This is a genomic window from Candidatus Eisenbacteria bacterium, from assembly GCA_020847735.1.
GTDB lineage: Bacteria > Eisenbacteria > RBG-16-71-46 > RBG-16-71-46 > RBG-16-71-46 > CAIXRL01.
Map to the genome: position 1 here is coordinate 58,710 of JADLBL010000020.1, position 21,929 is coordinate 80,638.

General features: G+C 71.0%; 20 protein-coding genes. 19 read left to right on the forward strand and 1 reads right to left on the reverse strand.

Features of this window, described 5'->3' with window-relative positions:
- Positions 1 to 17 precede the first annotated feature (17 nt).
- The 19 genes from infB (at position 18) to IT347_09170 (ending at position 20,696) form a co-directional block, all read left to right on the forward strand.
- Positions 18 to 2,540 (forward strand): translation initiation factor IF-2, encoded by a 2,523-nt coding sequence (infB, locus tag IT347_09080; GenBank protein MCC6349727.1) that lies wholly within the window; start codon positions 18 to 20, stop codon positions 2,538 to 2,540.
- A 62-nt stretch (positions 2,541 to 2,602) separates the two neighbouring features.
- Positions 2,603 to 2,884 (forward strand): DUF503 domain-containing protein, encoded by a 282-nt coding sequence (locus IT347_09085; protein ID MCC6349728.1) that lies wholly within the window; start codon positions 2,603 to 2,605, stop codon positions 2,882 to 2,884.
- Entirely contained in the window at positions 2,881 to 3,252 is a 372-nt protein-coding gene (gene rbfA, locus IT347_09090; protein ID MCC6349729.1) for a 30S ribosome-binding factor RbfA, read from the forward strand. Before IT347_09085 ends, rbfA begins: the two co-directional genes overlap by 4 nt.
- On the forward strand, positions 3,249 to 4,211 hold the full coding sequence (gene truB / locus IT347_09095) for a tRNA pseudouridine(55) synthase TruB (GenBank protein ID MCC6349730.1): 963 nt from the start codon (positions 3,249 to 3,251) through the stop codon (positions 4,209 to 4,211). The genes rbfA and truB overlap by 4 nt, the downstream gene beginning before the upstream one ends.
- Positions 4,208 to 5,137 (forward strand): bifunctional riboflavin kinase/FAD synthetase, encoded by a 930-nt coding sequence (locus tag IT347_09100; protein ID MCC6349731.1) that lies wholly within the window; start codon positions 4,208 to 4,210, stop codon positions 5,135 to 5,137. The genes truB and IT347_09100 overlap by 4 nt, the downstream gene beginning before the upstream one ends.
- 132 nt (positions 5,138 to 5,269) lie before the next feature.
- Positions 5,270 to 5,557: a 30S ribosomal protein S15 gene (gene rpsO / locus IT347_09105; GenBank protein ID MCC6349732.1), complete on the forward strand. Its 288-nt coding sequence runs from the start codon at positions 5,270 to 5,272 to the stop codon at positions 5,555 to 5,557.
- A gap of 154 nt (positions 5,558 to 5,711) precedes the next feature.
- Positions 5,712 to 7,901: a polyribonucleotide nucleotidyltransferase gene (pnp, locus tag IT347_09110; GenBank protein MCC6349733.1), complete on the forward strand. Its 2,190-nt coding sequence runs from the start codon at positions 5,712 to 5,714 to the stop codon at positions 7,899 to 7,901.
- Between the two features lie 107 nt (positions 7,902 to 8,008).
- On the forward strand, positions 8,009 to 9,289 hold the full coding sequence (locus tag IT347_09115; GenBank protein MCC6349734.1) for an insulinase family protein: 1,281 nt from the start codon (positions 8,009 to 8,011) through the stop codon (positions 9,287 to 9,289).
- Between the two features lie 180 nt (positions 9,290 to 9,469).
- Complete coding sequence (locus IT347_09120; protein ID MCC6349735.1) at positions 9,470 to 10,360, forward strand: DUF3108 domain-containing protein; 891 nt, start codon at positions 9,470 to 9,472, stop codon at positions 10,358 to 10,360.
- Positions 10,360 to 11,310 carry a hypothetical protein gene (locus IT347_09125; GenBank protein MCC6349736.1) on the forward strand — a complete coding sequence of 317 codons (951 nt, stop codon included), beginning with the start codon at positions 10,360 to 10,362 and terminating at the stop codon, positions 11,308 to 11,310. The genes IT347_09120 and IT347_09125 overlap by 1 nt, the downstream gene beginning before the upstream one ends.
- Before the next feature lie 331 nt (positions 11,311 to 11,641).
- A complete protein-coding gene (locus tag IT347_09130; protein MCC6349737.1) occupies positions 11,642 to 12,400 on the forward strand; it encodes a polysaccharide biosynthesis/export family protein in 759 nt (252 codons plus the stop codon).
- Positions 12,401 to 12,413: 13 nt separating this feature from the next.
- Complete coding sequence (locus tag IT347_09135; GenBank protein ID MCC6349738.1) at positions 12,414 to 13,787, forward strand: hypothetical protein; 1,374 nt, start codon at positions 12,414 to 12,416, stop codon at positions 13,785 to 13,787.
- Between the two features lie 23 nt (positions 13,788 to 13,810).
- Positions 13,811 to 14,605 (forward strand): CpsD/CapB family tyrosine-protein kinase, encoded by a 795-nt coding sequence (locus tag IT347_09140; protein ID MCC6349739.1) that lies wholly within the window; start codon positions 13,811 to 13,813, stop codon positions 14,603 to 14,605.
- An 82-nt stretch (positions 14,606 to 14,687) separates the two neighbouring features.
- The gene (locus tag IT347_09145) at positions 14,688 to 15,884 is read left to right on the forward strand and encodes a hypothetical protein (protein ID MCC6349740.1); all 1,197 of its coding nucleotides are present in this window, start codon (positions 14,688 to 14,690) and stop codon (positions 15,882 to 15,884) included.
- Positions 15,881 to 17,029 (forward strand): alkaline phosphatase family protein, encoded by a 1,149-nt coding sequence (locus IT347_09150; protein ID MCC6349741.1) that lies wholly within the window; start codon positions 15,881 to 15,883, stop codon positions 17,027 to 17,029. Before IT347_09145 ends, IT347_09150 begins: the two co-directional genes overlap by 4 nt.
- Positions 17,026 to 18,612: an oligosaccharide flippase family protein gene (locus IT347_09155; GenBank protein ID MCC6349742.1), complete on the forward strand. Its 1,587-nt coding sequence runs from the start codon at positions 17,026 to 17,028 to the stop codon at positions 18,610 to 18,612. Before IT347_09150 ends, IT347_09155 begins: the two co-directional genes overlap by 4 nt.
- Positions 18,609 to 19,313 carry a glycosyltransferase family 2 protein gene (locus tag IT347_09160; GenBank protein MCC6349743.1) on the forward strand — a complete coding sequence of 235 codons (705 nt, stop codon included), beginning with the start codon at positions 18,609 to 18,611 and terminating at the stop codon, positions 19,311 to 19,313. Before IT347_09155 ends, IT347_09160 begins: the two co-directional genes overlap by 4 nt.
- A 13-nt stretch (positions 19,314 to 19,326) precedes the next feature.
- Positions 19,327 to 19,707, forward strand: a complete 381-nt coding sequence (locus IT347_09165) for a DUF2304 domain-containing protein (protein ID MCC6349744.1) — start codon at positions 19,327 to 19,329, stop codon at positions 19,705 to 19,707.
- Positions 19,704 to 20,696 (forward strand): flippase-like domain-containing protein, encoded by a 993-nt coding sequence (locus IT347_09170; protein MCC6349745.1) that lies wholly within the window; start codon positions 19,704 to 19,706, stop codon positions 20,694 to 20,696. The genes IT347_09165 and IT347_09170 overlap by 4 nt, the downstream gene beginning before the upstream one ends.
- 29 nt (positions 20,697 to 20,725) lie before the next feature.
- On the opposite strand, the gene IT347_09175 is transcribed toward IT347_09170, so the two are convergent.
- Complete coding sequence (locus IT347_09175; protein ID MCC6349746.1) at positions 20,726 to 21,886, reverse strand: DegT/DnrJ/EryC1/StrS aminotransferase family protein; 1,161 nt, start codon at positions 21,884 to 21,886, stop codon at positions 20,726 to 20,728.
- Positions 21,887 to 21,929: the final 43 nt, after the last annotated feature.

A 21,929-nucleotide genomic window follows, 5' to 3' on the forward strand; every position in this document is an offset into this window, starting at 1 on the left:
TCGCCAAGGAACTCGGCATGTCGAGCGACGTGATCATCCAGATCGCGAAGAAGCTCGGCGTCGAGGTCAAGAACCACATGAGCACGCTCGGCGGCGACGTGGTGGACAAGGTCCGATCCGAACTCGCGCAGGGCAAGGCCGCGGCCCGCGAGGAGGTCGTGCGTCACCAGGAGGCCGAGGCGCAGCGCGCCCGCGACGAGCGCGCGCGCGCGCAGGCGGCTCCCGCGGCCGAGCGGCTGAATCCGAACCTGCCATACAACCGCCCTCCCGGCGCGGGCTCGGCCGTCGTCTATCGTCCGCCGACGCCCACGGTGCCCGGTGCGCGGCCCGCGCCGACGGGCCCTGGACCGCGACCGCAGGGAGCGCCCGCGCGCCCCGGTGGCCACGGCCCGGGCGCACCGCGCACGGGCGGATACGGCGGCAGGCCCGGCGGCCCCGGCGGCCCGCGCCCCGGTTTCGGCGGTGCGCCTGGCGGCGCCCCCCGCAGCGGATTCGGCGGTGGCGCTCCGGGCGGAGCGCCGCGCGGCGGTTTTGGCGGCGGACCCGGATACGGCGGCGGTGGCTATGGCGGGCGACCGGGTGGCGGCGCGCCCGGCGGCGGACCTCCCGGCGGCGGTCCGCGCGGAACCGGCCGGCGCGATCGCAAACGCAAGAAGAACGTGGACGAGAAGCTCGCGGCCGAGAGCGTTCGCAAGACCCTCGCGAGCCTCGACACGGGACTCACGAAGCGCAAGCACCGGCGGCGTGACGAGGAGGGCGGCGACGCCACCGCGGAAGCGGCCAAGATCCTGAAGGCCGCCGAGTTCATCACCGTCGCCGAGCTGGCGAACGCGATGGAGGTGCGGCCCCAGGAGGTCATCACCGCCTGCATGCGCATGGGGCTGATGGCCACCATCAACAAGCGGCTCGACAAGGACTCGATGATGGCCGTGGCCGACGAGTTCGGCTACGAGATCGAGTTCGTCTCCGAGTTCGCGGAGGAGGACGTCGCCGGGCAGGCCGAGGAGGCCGCACCGGAGAAGCTCGTCCCGCGCGCCCCGATCGTGACCGTCATGGGGCACGTGGACCACGGCAAGACGTCGCTGCTCGACTACATCCGCAAGGCGAACGTGATCGCCGGCGAGTCCGGCGGCATCACGCAGCACATCGGCGCCTACGAGGTGCAGCTGCCCGACGGCCGCCGCGTGACGTTCCTCGACACGCCCGGCCACGAGGCGTTCACCGCCATGCGCGCCCGTGGCGCGCAGGTGACGGACATCGTTGTGCTCGTGGTCGCCGCCGACGACCGGGTGATGCCGCAGACCATCGAGGCGATCGATCACGCCAAGGCGGCGAACGTGCCGATCGTGGTCGCGATCAACAAGATCGACCTGCCGGCCGCCGATCCGCAGCGCATCAAGACCGAACTGGCCGGCCACGGCGTCGTGGTCGAGGAGTTCGGCGGCAAGTACGTGTGCGTCGAGATCTCGGCGAAGAAGGGCACGAACGTCGACAAGCTGCTCGAACTGCTGCTGCTGTCGGCCGAGCTGCTCGAGCTGAAGGCGGACCCGTCGCGCCGCGCGCGGGGCGTGGTCATCGAGGCCCGCGTCGAGCAGGGACGAGGCGTCGTCGCCAGCGTCCTCGTGCAGTCGGGAACGCTGCGCGTCGGCGACGCGTTCGTGGCCGGCCAGAACTTCGGGCGCGTGCGGGCGATGTTCGACGAGCGAAAGCGCACGGTGAAGTCGGCCGGACCCTCGACCCCGGTCGAGGTCCTCGGCTGGGATTCGACCCCGGGCGCCGGCGACATGTTCGTGTCGCTCGAGGACGAGCGCGAGGCGCGCGAGATCGCCGGCAAGCGCTCGGCGCTGCACCGCGAGCAGGAACACCGGGCGGCGAACCGGGTCGTGCTCTCCGAGTTCCACAAGCAGCTCACCCAGGGCGGCCCGAACGAACTCAAGGTGCTCATCAAGGGCGACGTGGACGGTTCTGTCGAGGCGCTCAGCGAGTCGCTGCAGAAGCTCGGCACCAGCGAGGTGGCGGTGCGGGTCATTCGCCAGGCCGTCGGCCAGATCACCGAGTCCGACGTGCTGCTGGCCGCCGCCTCCGGCGCCATCATCGTCGGCTTCCACGTCCGACCGGACGCGAAGGCCCGCGAGCTGGCGGAGCGCGAGAAGGTCGAGATCCGCTTCTACGACATCATCTACAAGGCCGTCGAGGACGTGAAGCTGGCGCTCGAGGGCATGCTCAAGCCCGAACTCAAGGAAGTCGTGCTCGGCAGCGCCGAGGTGCGGCAGGTGTTCAAGCTCTCGAAGGGCGCCGTCGTCGCCGGCTGCATGGTCGCCTCGGGGAAGGTCTCGAGGAACGAGCAGATCCGGCTGGTGAGGGCCGGCGAGACGCTGTGGACCGGGCGCGTGGACATGCTCAAGCGCTTCAAGGACGACGTCCGCGAGGTGCTGCAGGGCTTCGAATGCGGCGTCACGCTCAACGGCTGGAACGACATCCAGGAGGGCGACCGGCTCGAATCGTTCAAGATCGAGGAGCTGGCGCGCACACTTTCGTGACGGGAGGCGGGCCGCGTGCGGCCCGCCTCCCGCCCGCGGCACCCGTGGCCGGGACCTTCGCCATGGTCGTCGGAATCGTTCGAATCGAGCTGCACCTGCCCGCGTCGCGATCGCTCAAGGACAAGCGGCAGGTGCTGCGAAGCCTCAAGGACCGCATTCGCGAACGCGCGCAGGCGTCCGTGGCCGAGGTGGAGCACCAGGACCTCTGGCAGCGGGCCGCGCTCGGTGTGGCCGTGGTGGCGACCGACGGCGGCCAGGCCCGCGAACGACTGCAGGTCGTGCGCGGGCTGGTCGAGCAGGCGTTCGAGGCGCAGATCACCGACTGGCAGGAGAGCTTCGAATGAGGATCCGTCCCGAAAGGGTCGCGCACCTGATGCGGCGCGAGGTCGCGGACATTCTCGAGCGGCGGCTGCGCGATCCGCGGCTCGGCGCGACCGTGACCGTGACCGACGTGCAGGTGACGCACGACCTGTCGTTCGCGCGCGTGTTCGTGACCGTGCTCGGCGACGAGGCGGCACGCGGACCGGCCATGGAAGCGCTGCGTCACGCGAGCGGTTTCGTCCGTCACGAACTGGGTTCGCGTCTCGACCTGCGCGAAGTGCCCGAAATCCGCTTCGAGTACGACGCCTCGCTGGACCAGGGACGGCGGGTCGAAGGCCTGCTCCGGCGCATCGAGCAGGGCGATCCCGTCCAGGACGAGGAGTCCGAGTGAGGCGCGACCCGCCGGCCGGGTCCGGCGCCTGGGCGGGCCTGCTTCCCGTGGACAAGCCGGTGGGCGTCACCTCGCACGATGTCGTGGATCGCGCGCGCCGCTCGCTCGGACTGCGCGCGATCGGCCACCTCGGCACGCTCGATCCGGGCGCGAGCGGGCTGCTGGTGCTCGCGGTCGGGGTCGCCACGCGCTGCGCGCTCGTCTGGCAGGGCGGCGAAAAGACCTACGAGGGCGTCGCGCGGCTCGGAATCACGACCGACTCGCAGGACCTTCACGGCCGGGTGCTCGCGACGCACGAAGTGCGCGCCGGCGAAACCGCGATACGCGCCGCCGCGGAGGCGCTGACCGGCGATCTGCTGCAGGTGCCGCCGATGGTCTCGGCGCTCAAGCACCGCGGCCGTCGCCTGCACGAGATCGCGCGCGCGGGCGGGACCGTCGAACGCGCGCCGCGCCCGGTGCGAGTCGAAGGCTGGGAATGGCTCGGGTTCGAGGGCCCGGATGCGGCGTTTCGCGTGCGCTGCTCGGGCGGGACGTACGTGCGCACGCTCGTGCACGACCTGGGCGTCTCGCTCGGCTGCGGGGCGGCACTCGCGGCGCTGCGGCGCACGCGCAGCGCGCCGTTCGGCATCGAACAGGCCTGCACGTGGGAAGACCTCGGCGGGCTCGGCGCCGTCGAACTGCTCGGGCGCCACGGGATTCCGCTCGATCGGGCGCTCGAAGTCCTGCCCGCCGTGACGCTCGACGCCGTCGCCGCCGAGGCGCTCGGGCACGGGCGCGGCTTCGCGGTCGCGGCCGATTCGGCGCCGGTCGGCACGGGCGAGCGGTCGGTGGTGTTCCGCGACGTCTCCGGGCGCGCCCTCGCGCTGGGCGAACTGCGCCCCGGCGGGTTCGCCGGCGAGGCGCTGGCGGCGCCGCGGGTCGTCTTCCCGTGGGCGCTTCGCGAGGGGCGCGCGGCGTGAGCGGCGCGGTCGCGGTCGGCGTCTTCGACGGCCTGCACCGGGGTCACCAGGCGTTGATCGCCCGCGCCGTCGCGCGCGCGGCCGGTGGACGCTGCGTGGCGGTGAGTTTCGATCCGCATCCCGACCTGGTGCTCGCGAAGGAGTTCCTCGCCCGCGCGCCGCTCACGCCGATTCCCGAGAAGCAGGAGCGGCTCGCGGCGCTGGGTGCGGAGCTGCATGTGCTGCCGTTCACGCGAGAGCTGGCGGCGCTGTCGCCCGAGGCGTTCGTGGACGAGCACCTGGTCCGGCCGCTGCGGCCTTCCTGGCTCGTGGTCGGGGAGGACTTCGCGCTCGGGCGCGCCCGCGCCGGCGACGTCGCGCGCCTGCGGGCGATCGGTCGCGAGCGCGCCTTCGAAGTCGAGGCGGTGCCGTTGCTCAGCGATGGCGGTGAGCCGATCACGAGCACCCGGATTCGCGAGCTGCTCGCCGCCGGGCGCGTGGCCGAGGCGGGCAGTCTGCTCGGGCGGCGCTACACGCTCGCGGGCCATGTCGTGCGCGGCGACGGAATCGGCCGCAAGCTCGGCTGGCCGACCGCGAACCTGCGCCTGCACGAGGAGAAATGCCTGCCCTCGCTCGGCATTTACGCCGTGTGGGCGAGGATCGCGGGGGAGGATCGCTGGCGGCCCGGGGCGATGAGCATCGGGGTCCGGCCGACCTTCGGAGGTCAGGCGGTCACGCTCGAGGTCCACTTGATGGATTGGGAAGGGGACCTCTATGGCCGGGAGCTGGAGGTCCAGTTCGTGGACTGGCTGCGGCCGGAGCTCTCGTTCGACGGGGTCGAGGCGCTGGTGGCCGCCATCGCCGCCGATGTGGCGCTTGCCCGGCAACGACTTGAGGCGGCCCCGCCAGCCGAGGACCTGTTCGCCGGACACCGTCCGGGAAACTGAGATCCCGCTGGAGTGCGGGCGCGCGTGGTGCTACATTGCCCCGTCGCTCCGATCCCCTCGGGGCCACGGGACGCACCCCGCTCCCTCCGTGGAGACCCTGACACTCCCGGAAGGGGCCTCCATCCCCACCTCATGGCAGGAGACGCCGCTGTGACGCTCACGAAGGAGCAGAAGCAGGGCATCATCGAGAAATTCAAGACTCACGAAGGCGATTCGGGCTCCCCGGAAGTCCAGATCGCGCTCCTCACGGAGAAGATCAACTACCTCACGGAGCACTTCAAGGTGCACAAGCGCGACCATGCGTCGCGCCGCGGCCTGCTCCGCATGGTGGGCCAGCGCCGCAGGCTGCTGGACTACCTCAAGGCGACCAAGGTGGATCGCTACCGAAAGGTCGTCAAGGAACTGGGACTCCGCCGCTAGGAACCTCCTGGCGGCACGGAAACGCGGCTCCCTCGGGGGCCGCGTTTCTCAAGGGCGGGGAAGGCCTCCGCCCGACCCGGCGGACATCGCAGATCCGCGCGGGTGTCACCGCGCCCGGGAAGGTCCCGGGGGCTTGCGAGAGACAGGAAGAGGAATGGCAGAGCACAAGGTCTCCGTTGATCTCGGAGGCAAGGAACTGACCATCAGCACGGGCAAGTGGGCGAAGCTCGCCGGCGGCTCGGCGGTGGTGCAACTCGGCGGGACGATCGTCCTGGTCGCGTCGAGCGCGGCGAAGAGCGCCAAGCCGGGGCTCGATTTCGTGCCCCTGACGTGCGACTACCGCGAGCGGACGTACGCCGCCGGCAAGATTCCGGGCGGCTTCTTCAAGCGCGAGGGGCGGCCGACCGAGAAGGAGACGCTGTCCTCGCGGCTCATGGACCGTCCGATCCGGCCGCTGATGCACAAGCAGTGGACGTTCGAGACGCAGGTCATGGCGACGGTGGTTTCGTCGGACCAGGAGCACGACGCGGACGTGCTGGCGCTCGTCGGCGGCTCGTCGTCGCTGGTGCTGTCCGACATTCCGTTCCCCGAGCCGGTCGCGGGCGTCCGTGTCGGCCGCGTGGACGGCAAGTTCGTCGTCATGCCGACGTTCGCGGAGCTCGACGAGAGCGACATGGACATCATCGTGGCCGGCACCGCGAACGACATCATCATGGTCGAGGGCGGCAGCCGCGAGGTTTCCGAGGCCGACATGATCGGCGCGCTCGACTTCGCGATGGGCCACATCCGCAAGCTGGTCGCGGCCCAGAACGAGCTGGTCCGCCTCGCGGGCAAGCCGAAGCGACCGGTGGTCGAGAAGGTGGACGTTTCCGATCTCGAAGCCGAGCTGCGCGCCTCCTACACCGAGCGCCTCAAGGCGGCGATCCGCATCCCCGGCAAGGAGCGCCGGCAGGAGGAGATCGACATCATCACCGCCGAGGCGGTGAAGGCGCTGGCCGAGAAGTACGCCGACAGGGCGGCCTTCATCGGCAAGATCCTGCACGAGGTCGAGAGCGACTCGCTGCGCGGCATGATCCTCGACGAGGGCGTGCGCGCCGACGGCCGCAATCCCGACCAGATCCGCCCGATCACGATCGAGGTGGGCACGCTGCCGCGCACCCACGGTTCCTGCCTGTTCACCCGCGGCGAGACGCAGGCGCTGGTGGTGACCACGCTCGGCACCAAGGCCGACGAGCAGCGCGTCGAGGAGCTCGAGGGGCAGTCGTGGAAGTCGTACATGCTTCACTACAACTTCCCGCCGTTCTCGGTCGGTGAGACCCGCCCCATCCGCGGGCCGGGTCGCCGGGAGATCGGACACGGGGCGCTCGCCGAGCGCGCCGTCGAGCCCGTCATCCCGGCCGACACGCACTTCCCGTACACGATCCGGATCGTCAGCGACATCCTCGAGTCCAACGGCTCGTCGTCCATGGCTTCCGTGTGCGGCGCGTCCATGGCGCTCATGGACGCCGGCGTGCCGATCAAGGCGCCCGTCGCGGGCGTGGCGATGGGCCTGATCAAGGAAGGCGACAAGGTCGCCGTGCTGACCGACATCCTCGGCGTCGAGGACCACCTCGGCGACATGGACTTCAAGGTCACCGGCACGACCGACGGCATCACCGCCTTCCAGATGGACACCAAGATCGGCGGCATCAGCCTCGAGATCATGAAGAACGCCCTCGAGAAGGCGCGCACCGGCCGGCTGTTCATTCTCGGCAAGATGAACGACTGCCTGCAGGCGCCGCGCAAGGAGATGTCGCCCTTCGCGCCGCGGATCACGATCCTGCACATCCACCCCGACAAGATCCGCGAAGTCATCGGGCCGGGCGGCAAGGTGATCAAGAAGATCACCGAGGAGACCGGCTGCCAGATCGACATCGAGGATTCGGGTGAAGTGCGCATCGCCGCCGTCAACATGGAAGGCAGCAAGCGCGCCGAGGAGCTGATCCGCAACATCACCGAGGACCCGGAAGTGGACCGCGTCTACCAGGGCAAGGTCCGCAGCGTCGTCAACTTCGGCGCGTTCGTCGAGATCGTGCCGGGCCGCGACGGCCTGCTGCACGTGTCCGAGATCGACTGGGGCCGCACCGAGAAGGTCGAGGACGTGCTCAACGTCGGCGACATGGTGATGGTCAAGGTCATCGGCGTGGACCGGGACGGCAAGATCAAGCTGTCGCGGCGCGCGCTGATCCCGCAGCCGGAAGGCTACGTGGGCAGCGCCGTCGGCCAGGGCGGACGTCGGGACCGTGAAGGCGGCGACCGCGACCGCGGCCGTGACCGCGACCGGGGCCGAGACCGGCGCCGGTAGGAACAGAGTCGAAAACGGCGGACGGCGCGAGCCGTCCGCCGTTTGTGTTTCGCATCCCCGGGTGTCAGGGTGCCGCGCCTGTGAAGCCCGCGACCGAGGAGGAAGCCATGAGCGCCGGCGTCGACAAGAGCACGCTCGCTTCCGGGATCACGCTGCTCACGCAGCCGATGCCGGACCGCCGGACCGTGTCGCTCGGCGTCTGGGTGCGGACCGGTTCGCGCGACGAGACCCCCGAACGCCTGGGCATCGCGCACTTCATCGAGCACATGATGTTCAAGGGCACCGAGACGCGCGACGCCCGGGCGATCGCCGCCAGCCTCGAGTCGCTCGGCGGGCAGCTCGACGCGTTCACGACCCGCGAGCAGGTGTGCTACACGGCGCGGGCGCTGAGCGAGCACCTGCCCGAAGCCGTGGACGTCCTGGCCGACATCCTGTGCCGCTCACGCTTCGACTCGTCGGAGGTCGAGCGGGAAAAGTCGGTGGTCCGCGAGGAGATCCTTTCCTACGAGGACAATCCCGAAGAACGGCTCGGCGACCAGCTCGCCGCGCAGGTCTGGGGTGATCACGCGCTGGGCCGGCCGATCCTCGGAACCGCGGACACCGTTGGCGCCTTCACGCCCGAGTCCCTGCTCGCGAATTTCCGCCGCCGCTATCGCGGCGATCAGCTCGTCGTCGCCGCGGCGGGCGACCTCCGGCACGAGGACCTGTTGCGCCTGATCGAATCCTCGTTCGCGCCCCCTTCGGGCGAGCCGCCGGTCGCGGACCCCGTGCCGCGCGCCCTGCCGCCGAGCGTGCGCCACACGGTGGACGACGTGCAGCAGCTCTACCTCTCGCTCGGGGCGCCGGCGATGCCCTACGGCGATCCGCGCCGCTACGCGCTGGTCGTGCTCGACACGCTGCTCGGCGGCGGCATGAGCTCGCGACTGTTTCAGCGCATCCGCGAGGAAGCCGGCCTGGCCTACTCCGTCTACTCGGCCCTCGATTTCCTGCGCGATGGCGGCTCCCTCTCGATCTGCCTGGCGGTCGCGCCCGAGCGAGGGAGGAAGGCGCTGGAGCTGCTGCGCGAGGAGCTCGCGAAGATCGCGGCCGAAGGCCCGGCCGCGGCGGAGGTCGACACGACGAAGCGCCAGTTGCACGGCTCGATCGTGATCGCGCAGGAGAGCGTTTCGGGCCGCATGTACCACATGGCGCGGCAGGAGCTGTACACCGGCGCGTACACGCCGCCCGAGCGCCAGGTCGAGCGCATTCTCGCCGTGACGCGCGAGCAGGTGGCCGCGCTCGCCGCCGAGTTCCTGCGCCCCGAGCGGTTCACCCTCGGCGCTCTCGGCCCCGCACCCGGCGGCCCGATCACGGAAGCTGATTGGCAGGTGGAGTCGAGCGCGTCGTGAGCGCGGAGCGAATCGGGCGCATGCCGCGGACCGATTCGAGTGTGCGATCCCGCCACGCGGGAGTGGCGAGCGGGCGACGAGGGTCGAAAGACTGTTCTCGACTCGTCACGGCGTCGTCCAGGCGAGTCGCCGAGGGCGGGCGTTGACAGTCCTCCGGGGGCTGAGGATAGTCGCGATGGCATGCCCGAGCCGTTCGGCACCGGACTTGCGTGTGACCCGTTCATGACCCAGAGCGCCCATTCGTCGCAGTCGCCGCCCCTTCGCGCGCGTACCCCGCGAGCGCTGGCCTGCCTGTTCGCCGTGCTGATCCAGTGCGCGGGTCCCGCGGTCTTCGCGCAGGACGATTCGTTGCCGGATTCGAGCAGCATCCAGCCCGGTCCCGTGCTCGAGGTGCTGCCGGCCTCGCCCGAACCGTTCCGGGCGGGCGAGTCGCTGCGCTTCTCGGTTCGCTACGGGTTCATCTCCGCCGGCTCGGCCTGGCTCGAAGTGCCCGAGGTGGTGGACTGGCACGGCCACCCGAGCTGGCGACTGGTCGCACGGGCCGAATCGAACGGCTTCTTCGACAAGGTGTACAAGGTTCGCAACCGCATCGAGTCGGTCTGGGACCAGCAGGGCCATTTCAGCTGGCGCTACTTCGAGGACCGTCACGAGGGCGGGTACACCGCGAACGACACGCTCACGTTCGAGCCGGATTCGGGCCGGGTGCGCTACAAGAACGGCATGACCTACCCGGTGCCGCCGCAGGTGCAGGACGCGCTTTCGGCGTTCTACTTCACGCGCTTCCAGGCGCTGCCGCTCGGCGGCTCGGTCACGTTCGACTATCATGCGAGCCGCAAGAGCGCGCCGATGGAAGTGAAGGTGCTCGGGCGCCAGCGCATCAAGACGCCGGCGGGGCGCTTCAACTGCATCGTCATCGAGCCCCTTCTCAAGGCGGGCGGCATCTTCAAGAACAAGGGCCGGCTCGTCATCTGGCTCACCGACGACGAGCGGCGCATGCCGGTCCAGATGCGCAGCAAGGTGCTCATCGGTTCGATCAGCGTGACGCTGCAGGAAGCGAAAACGGGGAGCTGATGTCTCGATACCGCGAGGCCGATCTGTCCCGGCTCACCAACACCTCCGTGGCCGACCGGCCGACGCGGGTGAGTGTCGCCGACTTCGCGAAGCCGCTCGATCCCGGCGTCGCCCGAACCGTCCTCGAGTCGCTGCCGGACCAGCTTGCCGCGCGCGCCCTGCGGGAACTCGTCGCCCGCACCGCCGCCGCCCACCGGGAGGGACGTCCGATCGTGGCGATGATCGGCGGGCACGTGATCAAGGTCGGCGTCTCGCCCTGCCTGATCGCGCTGCTCGATCGCGGCGTGGTGACGCATCTCGCCATGAACGGGGCGGCCGCCATCCACGACGTCGAGATCGCCCGGATCGGGCGGACGTCCGAGGATGTCGAGGCGAACCTGCATGCCGGCCGATTCGGCATGGTGGACGAGACCGGCGACTTCATGAACGAGGCCATGCGGGCGGGCGCGGCCCTCGGCGAAGGGCTTGGCGAGTGCTGGGGGCGTGCGGTCGAGGAGGCGGGCGCGCCGCACCGCGACGTCTGCCTGCTCGCCGCGGCCTGGCGCCGGCGGATTCCGGCGACGGTCCACGTGGCGATCGGCACGGACACCATCCACCACCATCCGCGGTGCGATGGCGCGGCGCTGGGCGAAACGACCCTGCGCGACTTCCGGATCTTCGCCGCGACGCTGGCGGAGGCGCGGGGCGCCGTGGTGTTCAACTTCGGCTCGGCGGTGCTCATGCCGGAGGTGTTCCTCAAGGCGCTGTCCGTCGCCCGGAACCTGGGCGCGGACCTGGCCGGGCTGACGACCGCCAACTTCGACCAGATCCAGCACTACCGGCCGCGCGTGAACGTCGTGGAGCGTCCCACCCGGGGCGCCGAGGGCGGGAAGGGTTACTCGCTCACGGGCCACCACGAGATCCTCCTGCCACTGTTCACGGCGGCCGTCCTGGCCCGGCTCGGGGACTGAGGCTCCGGCACAGCGATTGCGTTTCCTTCCAATCGCTCGACCCGAGCGGCCGGGACCGTTGACAGTCGCAAAACCCGACACCTATACTTCATGCCCTGAAGTCGCTGACACTTACGGCGACGAGCCGGTCGCAGGTGGAGGAACGACCCAGACGCGTCTTGCTACTGCTTCGGGAGGGGTCCTGTGTCTTTTGACCCCGCCGTCGTTCTAGCCGGGTTCGATCGAAAGGAACCCGAGCGCGTCCGGAAACCTGCGCGCCATCCCCCAGATGGCGAGCCAGACGGCACGTGCTCGCGCTCCGGTTCGAACCCAACCTGGACCGGGAGAACTCGTGAATCGCCACGCCGCCCTGTTTGCCTGCAAGCTCGTGCTCGTCGGAATCCTCGCGCTCGCCGCGGGGCGGCCCGCACTGGCCCAGCAGGTGGAAGCCGATTCGCTCGCGATGGACTGGAGTCGCGTCCCCGAGTACCGGATCGTGCCCGGCGACAAGCTGGTGCTCGACCTGGGGCCACGCGCCGACGCTCCCATCAACAATCGGATCGAGCAGGTCGTGCGGCCGGACGGCCGGATCACCGTCTACCCGATCGGGGACGTGGTCGCGGCCGGGCTCACGCCCATGGATCTGCAGCGTTCGGTCACCAGCCTGCTGTCGGCGGACCTGCGCTCGCCACGCGTGACCGTCGAACTCTCCGCGACGACCACCAACCTGGTCCACGTGCTGGGCCGCGTCACCAGGCCCGGTCCCGTTCCGGCGGGACCGTTCATCACGGTCTCGCAGGCGATCGCCGGCGCCGGCGGCTTTTCCGACGACGCGGCGCGCAACAGCGTCGTGATCATCCACCGCAACGGCGCGAACTCGGTGCGGGTGGCGCGCCTGCGCATGGACCGCGTTCTGAAGGGCGAGGATCTCGTGGATCCGCCGCTGTCGCGCTTCGACATCGTCTATGTGCCCCGTTCGTCGGTCGGCAACCTCAGTGTGTTCATGAAGCAGTTCTTCGAACCCCTTGCCCCGATCATGGACACCGCGATGAAGGGCTGGGAACTGTTCAATCTCGACCGCGTGTACGTCACGCGGGTCGTCCGGGACTGAGAGCGGAGGCGGCATGAGCACGGTCGAATCCCCCTCGCCCTCCACGGGCCGCCAGGCGTCGCTGCGCGAATTCGTCGCCGTGCTGTTCCGCCGGCGGGCGCTCGTGCTGGGCCTGTTCGCGGTCGTGACCGTCACCGTGGTCGTGCTCACGCTCACCGCGCCGGTCACCTACACGTCGTCCGGCCGAGTGCTCGTGTACCGCGGCGAACGCACCAGCGCCCTCAACGCCACCCGCATGTTCTACGGCGAGTGGGAGTCCGAACTGGGCAGCGAGGTCGCGCGCGCCAGGAGCGCCGCGGTCATCGCGCGCACGCGCGAGGTGCTGGAGCAGCGCGCCCGGCAGACCGGCCGGACTGCGCCGAAGTTCGATCCCCAGGCGGTGGACGTCGAGGTGATGGGACGCAGCGACGTGCTCGGCATCGCCTACACCGACCGGGATCCGAACGTGGCGCAGGCGCTGTGCGACGCGCTGATCACCGCCTATCTCGAAGTCCGGCAGACGTCGGCCCTCGGTCGGCCCGAGAGCTTCTTCCAGGCCGAGATGCAGAACCTGCAGGGCGAAATCGCACGACGCATGCGCGAACGGGAGGACATCGGCGAAGCGAGCGGCGTCACGAGCAACCTCGAGCAGTCGCGGGCGTGGAGCAACCAGCTCGCGATGATGGAGGCGAAGCGCGCCGACGCCGCCGCCGACCTGGCCGAGGCCAGCACGACGCTCGACGCCATGCTGCGCCTGCAGCAGGACCCCGACGCGGACGCGTCCTCGTTGTCGCTGGTCTCCGAGAAGCAGACCGCGGTGGACGCGCTCAAGACCCGGATCGTGGACCAGCAGGGCCGCATCGCGTCGCTGCGCGAGCGGTACCGCGACGACGCGCCCGAGGTCCAGAACGCCGTCTCGACGCTCGCCACCCTGCAGGCGCTGCTGCGCAAGGAGATCGAGGCCGGCATCGAGGTCGCCCGCCAGCGCATCGGGCTGCAGAAGTCGCGCGTGGACGTCCTCGACCACGACATCGCCGACATCCGCGCGCGCATGGACATCATCCCGCGCAACCAGCGGCGCACGGACGAACTCGAGGCCGAACTCAAGACCCTGCGCATGCGCTACGACGACTACGCCAAGGCGCGCGACATGGCGCGGATCAGCTCGAACACGTCGCAGGCGCTCAACGTCGTGCTGCTGAATCCGGCCGCGCCGGCGCACGCCGGCAACACGCGCGACTGGGTCCGGCTCGCGCTCGCCCCCGCGTTCAGCCTGGTCGTCGGCATCGGCCTGGCGTTCTTCATTGACGGCCTCGACCTCACCGTCCGCACGTCCGCGCAGGCGGAGGAGTACCTCGAGGCGCCCGTGCTCGCTTCGCTTTCGGAGCGGCGGCGGCGGCGCGGCTAGTTCACCCGGAGAGACCCTTCGCCATGACCCGCATCTTCGACGCGCTCAAGAAGGCCGAGGCCTCCCGGCAGGCTCCCGCACACGCGCCGGCGGTCGTGAATCCGCTGCCCGCGGCGGCCCCGCACGTGCAGGGTCTGCGCGTGCCGTCGCGGGGCCCCGAGGCCCAGCACGCGGCGCTGCCGCTGCTCGGCGGCCTGCCGATGTCCGAGGAGGTCGTGCGCGAGATGATGTCGCTGCGCGTCACGCTCGACGTGACGCTGCGCGACCGCATGCCCCGCATCGTCATGTTCACCAGCCCGCAGGGCGGCGAGGGAACGAGCACGATCGCGCTGCAGTTCGCGCAGATCCTCGGCCGGGACTCCGGGCTGCGCCCGCTGCTCGTGGACACGCACGTGCGAAGGCCCGCCTACGAGCCGGATCCGTCGCGCCGCTGCGCGGTGCTCTCGCCCGGGCTCGTCGAGGATGCGCCGGATCAGGCGGCCGTCCTGGCGCCGAACCTGCTCGTGGTGCCGGTGCCCGAGCCGCAGCGCGCGAACGGCATCTACCAGCCCGCGGCGTTGCGGCAGCTTCTCGAGCAGCTCGGCTCGGACTTCGACTGGATCGTGCTGGACGGCCCGCCCGTGCTGGAGTCGCCGGATGCGTCGGCGATCGGCTCGATCGCCGACGGGGTCGTGCTGGTGGTGCAGGCGGGGCGCTCCAAGCGCCCGGTGCTTTCGCGCGCGGCCGAGTTGCTCCGCAAGTCCGGCTCGCAGGTGCTCGGCAGCGTCCTCAACCGCCGCGTTCACGAGATCCCGGAGTTCATCTACCGCCGCATCTGATCCGGACCCTGCGCCCGAGCCTGCCGCCTTCGTCCGTTGCTTCGGCCGCAATCCGACGCCCCACTGGGAGCCTCGCCCGGGCATGACGGCACCCTCACCGCTTTCCGCGGAGTCCGTGACGTCGGCGGAGCCGGCGCGGGGTTCGCTCCCCGCCGCCGTCGCCGAGGCGGTCGCCGTCGCTCGAGAATGGGCGTCCGGGAGCCTCGTCGCGCTGCTGCTGTCGGGCAGCCACGCGACCGGCGAGGCCGTGTGGCTCGAGCTCGACGGGCGCGCCGTCACGCTCTCGGATGTGGACGTTTACGCGGTCCTCGCGCACGCGCGCGCCTGCCGCGAGGCGGCGGCCCGGTCCCGCGCCGGCCGGCGCGCGGCCGAGCGCAGGCTTCGTGAAGCCGGACTCGCGGCGCCGCTCGAGGTGGGTTTCCTCACGCCCGAAGGCCTCTCGCGCATGCCCGCGAAGCCCGGCACGATCGAGCTCTCCCGCCACGGGCGCGTCGTCGCCGGCGATCCGGAAACGCTCGCGCGGGCGCCCCGCTGGACGGCCCGCGACGTTCCGGCCGAGGAGACGCGGCTGCTGCTCGAGAATCGCGCCTTCGAGCTGCTGCTGGCCTGGCCGCTGCTCGGCTCGGTCGGAGCGCTCGAGCGCGCGCAGGCGCGCCACGGCACGCTCAAGGCCGCGGCCGATCTCGCCGCGGTGCTTTGCCTGCGCGAGGGCGAACTGCCCGACGGCACCGCGGCACGCATCGCGCGCGCCCGCGAACACCTCGCGGCCAGGCCCGGTCTGCCGCCCGCAGCGCGCGAGGGGCTCGAGAGGCTGTGGGATTCCAGCCGGCTCTGGCGTTCGGGCGGCGCGACACCGCCGGACGCCGGCGCGGCACGGGAAGAATGGCGCATGGCCGTCTCGGCCTGGTGTGCCGTCTGGCGGAGCGGACAGGCGGGTGGGAGCGACTCCTGGGAGGACGCGCTTCGGAGCGCCGCCCGTGCTCCGCTGCCGCGCAGATTGCGTCGCTCCCTGCAGGCCCCGCGCGCGGGCTCCATCGCGGATCGCGTCAGGCTGGGATTGCGCGGCACGCCCCAGCACCGGATCAATGCCGGCGCGGCGGTGCTCCTGCTCGCGGCCGATGCGACGCCCGCGGCGCCGCGGCTGCCCGGAGCGGCGGCCGCCGCGCTGCGCGGGCTCGGCGTGAGCGCCGCCGGGGAGTGGGAGGACGCGCGCCGCGACGTCGTGCGCGCCTGGGACGAGGTCGTCCTCGGCGGCCGGCGCGGAACGGAAGGCGCGTGAAGCCCGTGATGGTGATCCTGTTCGTGGACGCGCTGGGCTGGCGTCTGGCCGGTTCGGTCCCCGGCTTCGCCTCCGCGCTCACGAACCGGCGCGAGCTCGCGACGATCCTGGGATTCAGCTCGGGTGCCCTGCCGACCGCGTTCTCGGGCCGACTCCCGCGCGAGCACGGACGCTGGCTCATGTACCGCCGCGCCGGGGAGGGCGGCGGCGTGTTCAAGGGTTTCGAGCGCTTCGCCTGGCTGCCCGGGCGGCTGCGCCGCAGCTGGCGGCTGCGCCGCTGGCTCGCGGGCCGGCTCGGGTCGCGCGCGGTGAAGGGCTACTTCAATCTTTACGAGGTGCCGCTCGACGAGCTCGCGCGCTTCGACCTCGCCGAGCGCGACGACCTGTTCGCGCCCGGGGGGCTGCCGGTGGACACGCTGTGGGACGAGTTCACGCGCCGGGGCATCGCCTGGCACGGCTGGAACTGGCGCACGCCCGAGGCGCAGGCGCTGTCCGAGCTGCACGCGCGCCTCGCCGCGGGCCGTGACGACGTGCTGTTCCTGTACACCGCCGACCTCGACGCGCTGCTGCACCACGAAGGCTCCCGCGGTCCCCGGGTGCACGAACGACTGGGCCGCTACGACGCCGGCATTCGCGAGCTGGCGCGGACGCCGGCCGGGGCGCGCCCGCGCTGGCTGTATCTGTGTTCGGATCACGGCATGGTGGATGTCACCGAGCGCGTGGACGTGATGGGCGCGCTGGCGCGGCTGCCGCTGCGGCGCGGGCGCGACTACGACGCGTTCTTCGACTCGACCATGGCCCGCTTCTGGTGGCGCTCGCGCGACGCCCGGCGCCGGGTGCGCGACGCGCTGGCCGCCGAGCCCCGCGGCCGCTGGCTCGACGCGGACGAGCTGGCCCGTGAGGGCGCCGACTTCGCCGGGCACGAGTACGGCGAGGACCTGTTCCTGCTGCGCCCCGGGGCGCTGCTGGTGCCGTCGTTCATGGGCTCGCGCCCGGTCGCCGCGATGCACGGCTACGACCCGGCCCATCCGGACATGACCGCCCTGCTGGCCTCCAACCGGACGATCCCGGACGGGGTCCGGCACCTTTCCGACCTGCGGGGCTTCCTGCAGCGCGAACTCGACGCAGCGGAGGCCGCGGCATGAAGCGCGGCGAGATCGCCGGAAACTTCACCCGCGGCGCCTTCTTTCTCGGGATCGAGAAGGGCGTGGCCATGGCGTCCACGCTCCTCTACACGGCGCTCATGGCGCGCTGGCTGGGGCCGCACAACTACGGAATGCTCACGGTGGCGTTCTCGATCGTGACGCTCGCGACGGCGTTCACGGGCAACTTCGAGATGTTCATGGAACGCTACTCGGCCGAGTACCAGATGCAGAACCGGCTGGGCAGGCTGCGCCGCGCCTTTCTCATCGCGCTCGCCCTCAAGACGGCGCTCGGGCTGGTGGCGTGCGCGGGCCTGCTCTCGCTGACCGGCTGGCTCGCCGGCTTCTACCGCATCGAGGAACTTCGCCTGCTGGTTCCGCTGCTGACCGTGTTCGTCGCGACGGACGGCCTGTCCACGACGGGACGGGCCCTGCTCTTCGGGCTCCAGCGCTTCGAATGGGTGAGCGGCCTCTCGCTCATCTTCAACGTCGGCAAGACGGTTCTGGTCGGCCTGCTGTGGCTGGGAGGGCAGGGTCTGGTCTCGCTCGCGATCGGATTCTCGTCGCTGGCCGCGCTGCAGGCCATCGTGACGTTCATCGCCGCGGAGCGCGTGCTGCGCCGCACCTCCGGTCCGCCCGCCGCCCCTGCGCCTCCGGCGGGCCCCGAAGGCGGACTCCTGCGCGCCATGTTCGCATACTGCGTTCCGTTGTACGGCGCGCGGCTCTCGTTCCTGTCGGGCCAGAACCTGGGCAAGCTGGTGCTCGGCAAGCTGCTCGATCCGTCCGCGCTCGGCCTGTTCACCTTCGCGTTCCAGACCGTCGAACGCTTCGTCGAGCTCGCCCATACCGTGCCGAACTCGCTGCTGCCCTCGCTCACCCAGCTCGTGGCCCACGGCGACCGCGAGAGACTTCGCTACATCACCGACCAGGCGTTCCGGCTCATCCAGCTGCTCGCCTGCGCGCTGTCGTTCGTGCTGTTCGTGTACGCGCACGAGCTCGTCCGGATCGTCGGGAGCTCGTCGTTCCTGCCGGCGGTGCCGTACCTTCGCATCCTCGCGCTGGTGCCGATCGCGCGCACGGCGCAGCAACCGCTGACCATGCTCTTCCAGGCGATGCGCCGGCCCGGTTACGTGTTCCGGCTGGCGGTGCTCAAGCTTGCCGCCGAGGTCGCCGGCTACTTCCTGCTGCTGGTGCCCTTCGGCGCCGCCGGGGCCTGCTGGGCCAACCTCGGCGGCGCGGTGGTTTCGTTCGCCGGCGCCCTCGCGCTCGCCGCCGTGCTCGTGCCCGAGGGAGTCGAGGAGCGGCTCGGCGCGGTGGTGCGGAACCTGCTGCTGCTGACCCCCGGGCTGCTGGCCACGATGTTCGCCGAGCGCGAACTGGGCACGCTGGGGTCGCTGCCGGTCCGCCTGTTCCTGGTCCTGCCCGCCGTGCTCGGAGTGTTCGCCCTCGGCCTCGTCACCCGGTACGATTTGGACAAACTCGCCCACCTGGCCCTGCCGGGAACGTGGCTGCCCCGGCTGCGCGACCGCGTCGTCGCCGGGGCGGATCGCCTGGCCCGGGTGTTCGAGAATCGGAGAACCGCATGAGTCCCCCGCGCGTGCTGGTCATCGTTCCGGCCCACAACGAACAGGAGAGCCTGCCCGCCACGCTCGCCGAGGTGCGGGCGGCCGCTCCCGAACTCGACCTGCTGGTCGTGGACGACGGCTCGCTCGACGCGACGTCGAAGGTCGCGCGCGAGGCGGGCGTGAACGTCGTGCGGCATCCGGTCAATCTCGGCGTCGGCGCGGCGCTGCAGACCGGTTTCCGCTGGGCGGTCGAGCATGGCTACGACATCGGCGTCCAGCTCGACGCCGACGGCCAGCACGATCCGCGCTACCTGCCGGCGCTTCTGGCTCCCGTTCTCGAGGGCGGGTGCGACGTCTCGATCGGTTCCCGGTTCGTCGCCGCGAGCGGCTATCGTGCGCCGCTCAACCGCCGTGTCGGCATGGTCCTCTTCCAGGCCGTGGTGAAGCTGGCGATCGGGCGGCGGATCACCGACACCACCTCCGGGTTCCGCGCCTACTCGCGGAGCGTGATGCAGGTCTGCCAGCACGACTTTCCGAAGGACTTTCCGGACGCGCCGCTGCTGATCGGCCTCGCCCGGCGCGGTTTCCGGCTGGACGAAGTGCCGGTCCGGATGCGCGAGCGGCAGGCGGGACGGTCCTTCTACACGCTCGGCAAGCAGCTCTACTACCCGTACAAGAACCTGCTGGCGTCGCTCATGGCGATGATTCGCAGACCCGTCTGAAGCGGAGGTGTCCGTGCACTTCTTCCTGTCGAAGGCCCAGGTGGTGACGGCGTTCGGTGCCGTGCTGCTGACGCTCTACGTCCTCGATCTCGTGCGGCGTCGCAAGCTGTCCGAGGAGTACTCGCTGCTGTGGGTGATCGCCAGCCTCGCCATCGCGGTGCTCGGCTTCTCGACGCCGATGCTCGTCTGGATCACGCACGCCCTCGGAGTTCTCGGCGAAGCGTCCACCGTGTTCGCCTTCGGGCTCGCGTTCGCCGTGGCGATGCTGCTGTACCTCTCGCTCAAGCTCTCACGGCTCGGTTTCGAGAATCACGCGCTGACGCGCGAGCTGGCGCTGTTGCGTCACGATCTCGAGGAGCTGCAACGGGGCCGCGCCGGAGAGCAGCGGCGGTGAAGCGCACCCTGCAGTTCGCGGTCGCGATCGGCATCTCGGCGCTGTGCGTCTGGCTGTCCATGCGCGAAGTGGACCTGGCGCGCGTGGCCGAGTCCCTGCGCAACGCGAACTACCTGGGCTTCGCGGCGGTCATGGCGATCACCCTGTTCGCCTTCTGGGTGCGGGCGATTCGCTGGCGGCTGCTCCTGCGGGTGGACCGGCCGATCGCCGGCATGAGCCTGTTCAGCGCCACCATGATCGGCTTCATGGCGAACAACGTCCTGCCCTTCCGGCTCGGGGAGTTCGTCCGCCCCTGGGCGCTGGCGAGGCGCGAGAAGCTCTCCAAGTCCATGACGCTCGCGACCATCGTGGTCGAGCGCGCGATTGACATGCTGACGCTGCTCGCGATCTTCGGCGTGGCCCTGCTCGTGAGTCCGATCGCCGAGAACACGTCGGCGGGCCGGCTCGTGCAGGGCGGAGCTCGCATCCTGCTCGTGCTGTCGGTGGTCCTGACCGTGTTCGTGGTCGCGGCGGAGCGCAACCGGCGCCTCGCGCATTCGCTCCTGCGTCTGGCCCCCGCGGCCATCCGCGACCGCGCCGGCCGGCTGCTGGACCGCTTCCTGGACGGATTCGCGCTGTTCCGCGATCTCGGCCGGCTGGCGCAGGTGTTCGCGCTGTCGTTCGGGATGTTCCTGAGTTTCGCGTTCGCGCTCTGGATCACGGGCTGGTCGCTCGACATCGCGCTGCCCTGGTACGCCGGGCTGGTGATGCTGGTCGTGACCGCGATCGGCATCATGGTGCCCGCGGCCCCCGGCTACGTCGGCACCCTGAACGTGGCGTGCACCGCCGGACTCGCCCTGTACGGCGTCGGCAAGACCCCCGCGAGCGCCTACGGCTGGTTCTACTTCTTCAGCCAGTGGCTGCCCATCACCGCGGTCGGCCTGTGGTTCCTGAACCGCGAGGGCCTGTCGCTCCAGTCACTCGGCCACGTGCAGGACGACGCCCCGTGACCCACGACCGCACCCGTCCCCGGCCGCGCTCAGCGCCGGAAGGCTCCCGCGACCCGGCGCACCGCCTCGACCACGTCGTCGGCGTCGCGGTCGGACATACGCGGGAAGAGCGGCAGCGTGATCGCGCGCCGGTAGGCGTTCTCGGCGACGGGGAAGGCGCCCTCGCGCAGACCGAGGCTGTCGCGGAAGTGCGGGTGAAAGTGGATCGGAATGAAATGCACCGACGTGCCGATGTTCTCGGCGCGCAGCTCCTTGATGAAGCGGGCCCGGTCGATCGAAAGCCGCTCGAGATCGAGCGCGATCGGGAACAGGTGCCAGGCGTGCTCCACCTCGGGCCGCTCGATCGGCAGGCGCACCTCGGGCACGTCCGCCAGGCCCGCGCTCATGCGTGCGACCAACTCGCGCCGCCGGCGTTGGAACTCCTCGAAGCGCTCGAACTGCCCCACGCCGATCGCGGCGAGCACGTCGCTCAGGTTGTACTTCCAGCCCGGCGCGACGACCTCGTAGTACCAGGAGCCGGTGTCGCTGTAGCGCTTCCAGGCGTCCCGGCTCATGCCGTGCAGGCTCAGCAGCCGGATGCGCTCGGCGACGGCTTCGTCGTCGGTGACCGCGGCGCCGCCTTCGCCGGTGCTGAGGTTCTTGGTCGCATAGAACGAGAACGCCGTGACGTCGGCGAGGGTGCCCACGGGCCGTCCGCGGTAGCTCGCGCCGAGCGCGTGCGCGGCGTCGTCCACGATCACGAGGCCATGGCGGTCCGCGAGGGCCTGCAGACGGTCGTACTCGCACGGGTGTCCGCCGTAATCCACGGTCAGGATGGCCTTCGTGCGCGGCGTGATCGCCGCTTCGACCGCGGCCGGGTCCAGGTTCAGGGTGTCGGGTTCGACGTCCGCCAGGACGGTCGTGGCGCGCACGTGCTCGATCACGTTGACCGTGGCGACGAACGTGTAGGCCGAGGTGATGACCTCGTCTCCCGGGCCCAGGCCGAGGGCTTCGAGCGCGAGGTGAAGCGCGCCGGTCGCGCTGTTGACGACGACCGAGTGCCTGGCGCCCGAGAGTCCGGCGATCCGCTGCGCGAGCAGCTCCGATTTCGGTCCCGTCGTGATCCAGCCGGATTCGAGCGATTCGAGCACGAGCTGCTTTTCGCGCTCGCCGATCCACGGCAGGGCGACGGGCAGGAACGTGGCGCGCACCGGAGTGCCGCCCTGCGAGGCGGGCGCCGGGGAAGCCCCGGCG

What these genes read in the sequence shown, in the direction of transcription:
- infB (MCC6349727.1), top strand. Translation starts at nt 18, where the DNA reads ATGTCGAGCGACGTGATCATCCAGATCGCGAAGAAGCTCGGCGTCGAG.
- IT347_09085 (MCC6349728.1), top strand. Translation starts at nt 2,603, where the DNA reads ATGGTCGTCGGAATCGTTCGAATCGAGCTGCACCTGCCCGCGTCGCGA.
- rbfA (MCC6349729.1), top strand. Translation starts at nt 2,881, where the DNA reads ATGAGGATCCGTCCCGAAAGGGTCGCGCACCTGATGCGGCGCGAGGTC.
- rpsO (MCC6349732.1), top strand. Translation starts at nt 5,270, where the DNA reads ATGGCAGGAGACGCCGCTGTGACGCTCACGAAGGAGCAGAAGCAGGGC.
- pnp (MCC6349733.1), top strand. Translation starts at nt 5,712, where the DNA reads ATGGCAGAGCACAAGGTCTCCGTTGATCTCGGAGGCAAGGAACTGACC.
- IT347_09115 (MCC6349734.1), top strand. Translation starts at nt 8,009, where the DNA reads ATGAGCGCCGGCGTCGACAAGAGCACGCTCGCTTCCGGGATCACGCTG.
- IT347_09120 (MCC6349735.1), top strand. Translation starts at nt 9,470, where the DNA reads ATGCCCGAGCCGTTCGGCACCGGACTTGCGTGTGACCCGTTCATGACC.
- IT347_09125 (MCC6349736.1), top strand. Translation starts at nt 10,360, where the DNA reads ATGTCTCGATACCGCGAGGCCGATCTGTCCCGGCTCACCAACACCTCC.
- IT347_09135 (MCC6349738.1), top strand. Translation starts at nt 12,414, where the DNA reads ATGAGCACGGTCGAATCCCCCTCGCCCTCCACGGGCCGCCAGGCGTCG.
- IT347_09140 (MCC6349739.1), top strand. Translation starts at nt 13,811, where the DNA reads ATGACCCGCATCTTCGACGCGCTCAAGAAGGCCGAGGCCTCCCGGCAG.
- IT347_09145 (MCC6349740.1), top strand. Translation starts at nt 14,688, where the DNA reads ATGACGGCACCCTCACCGCTTTCCGCGGAGTCCGTGACGTCGGCGGAG.
- IT347_09155 (MCC6349742.1), top strand. Translation starts at nt 17,026, where the DNA reads ATGAAGCGCGGCGAGATCGCCGGAAACTTCACCCGCGGCGCCTTCTTT.
- IT347_09160 (MCC6349743.1), top strand. Translation starts at nt 18,609, where the DNA reads ATGAGTCCCCCGCGCGTGCTGGTCATCGTTCCGGCCCACAACGAACAG.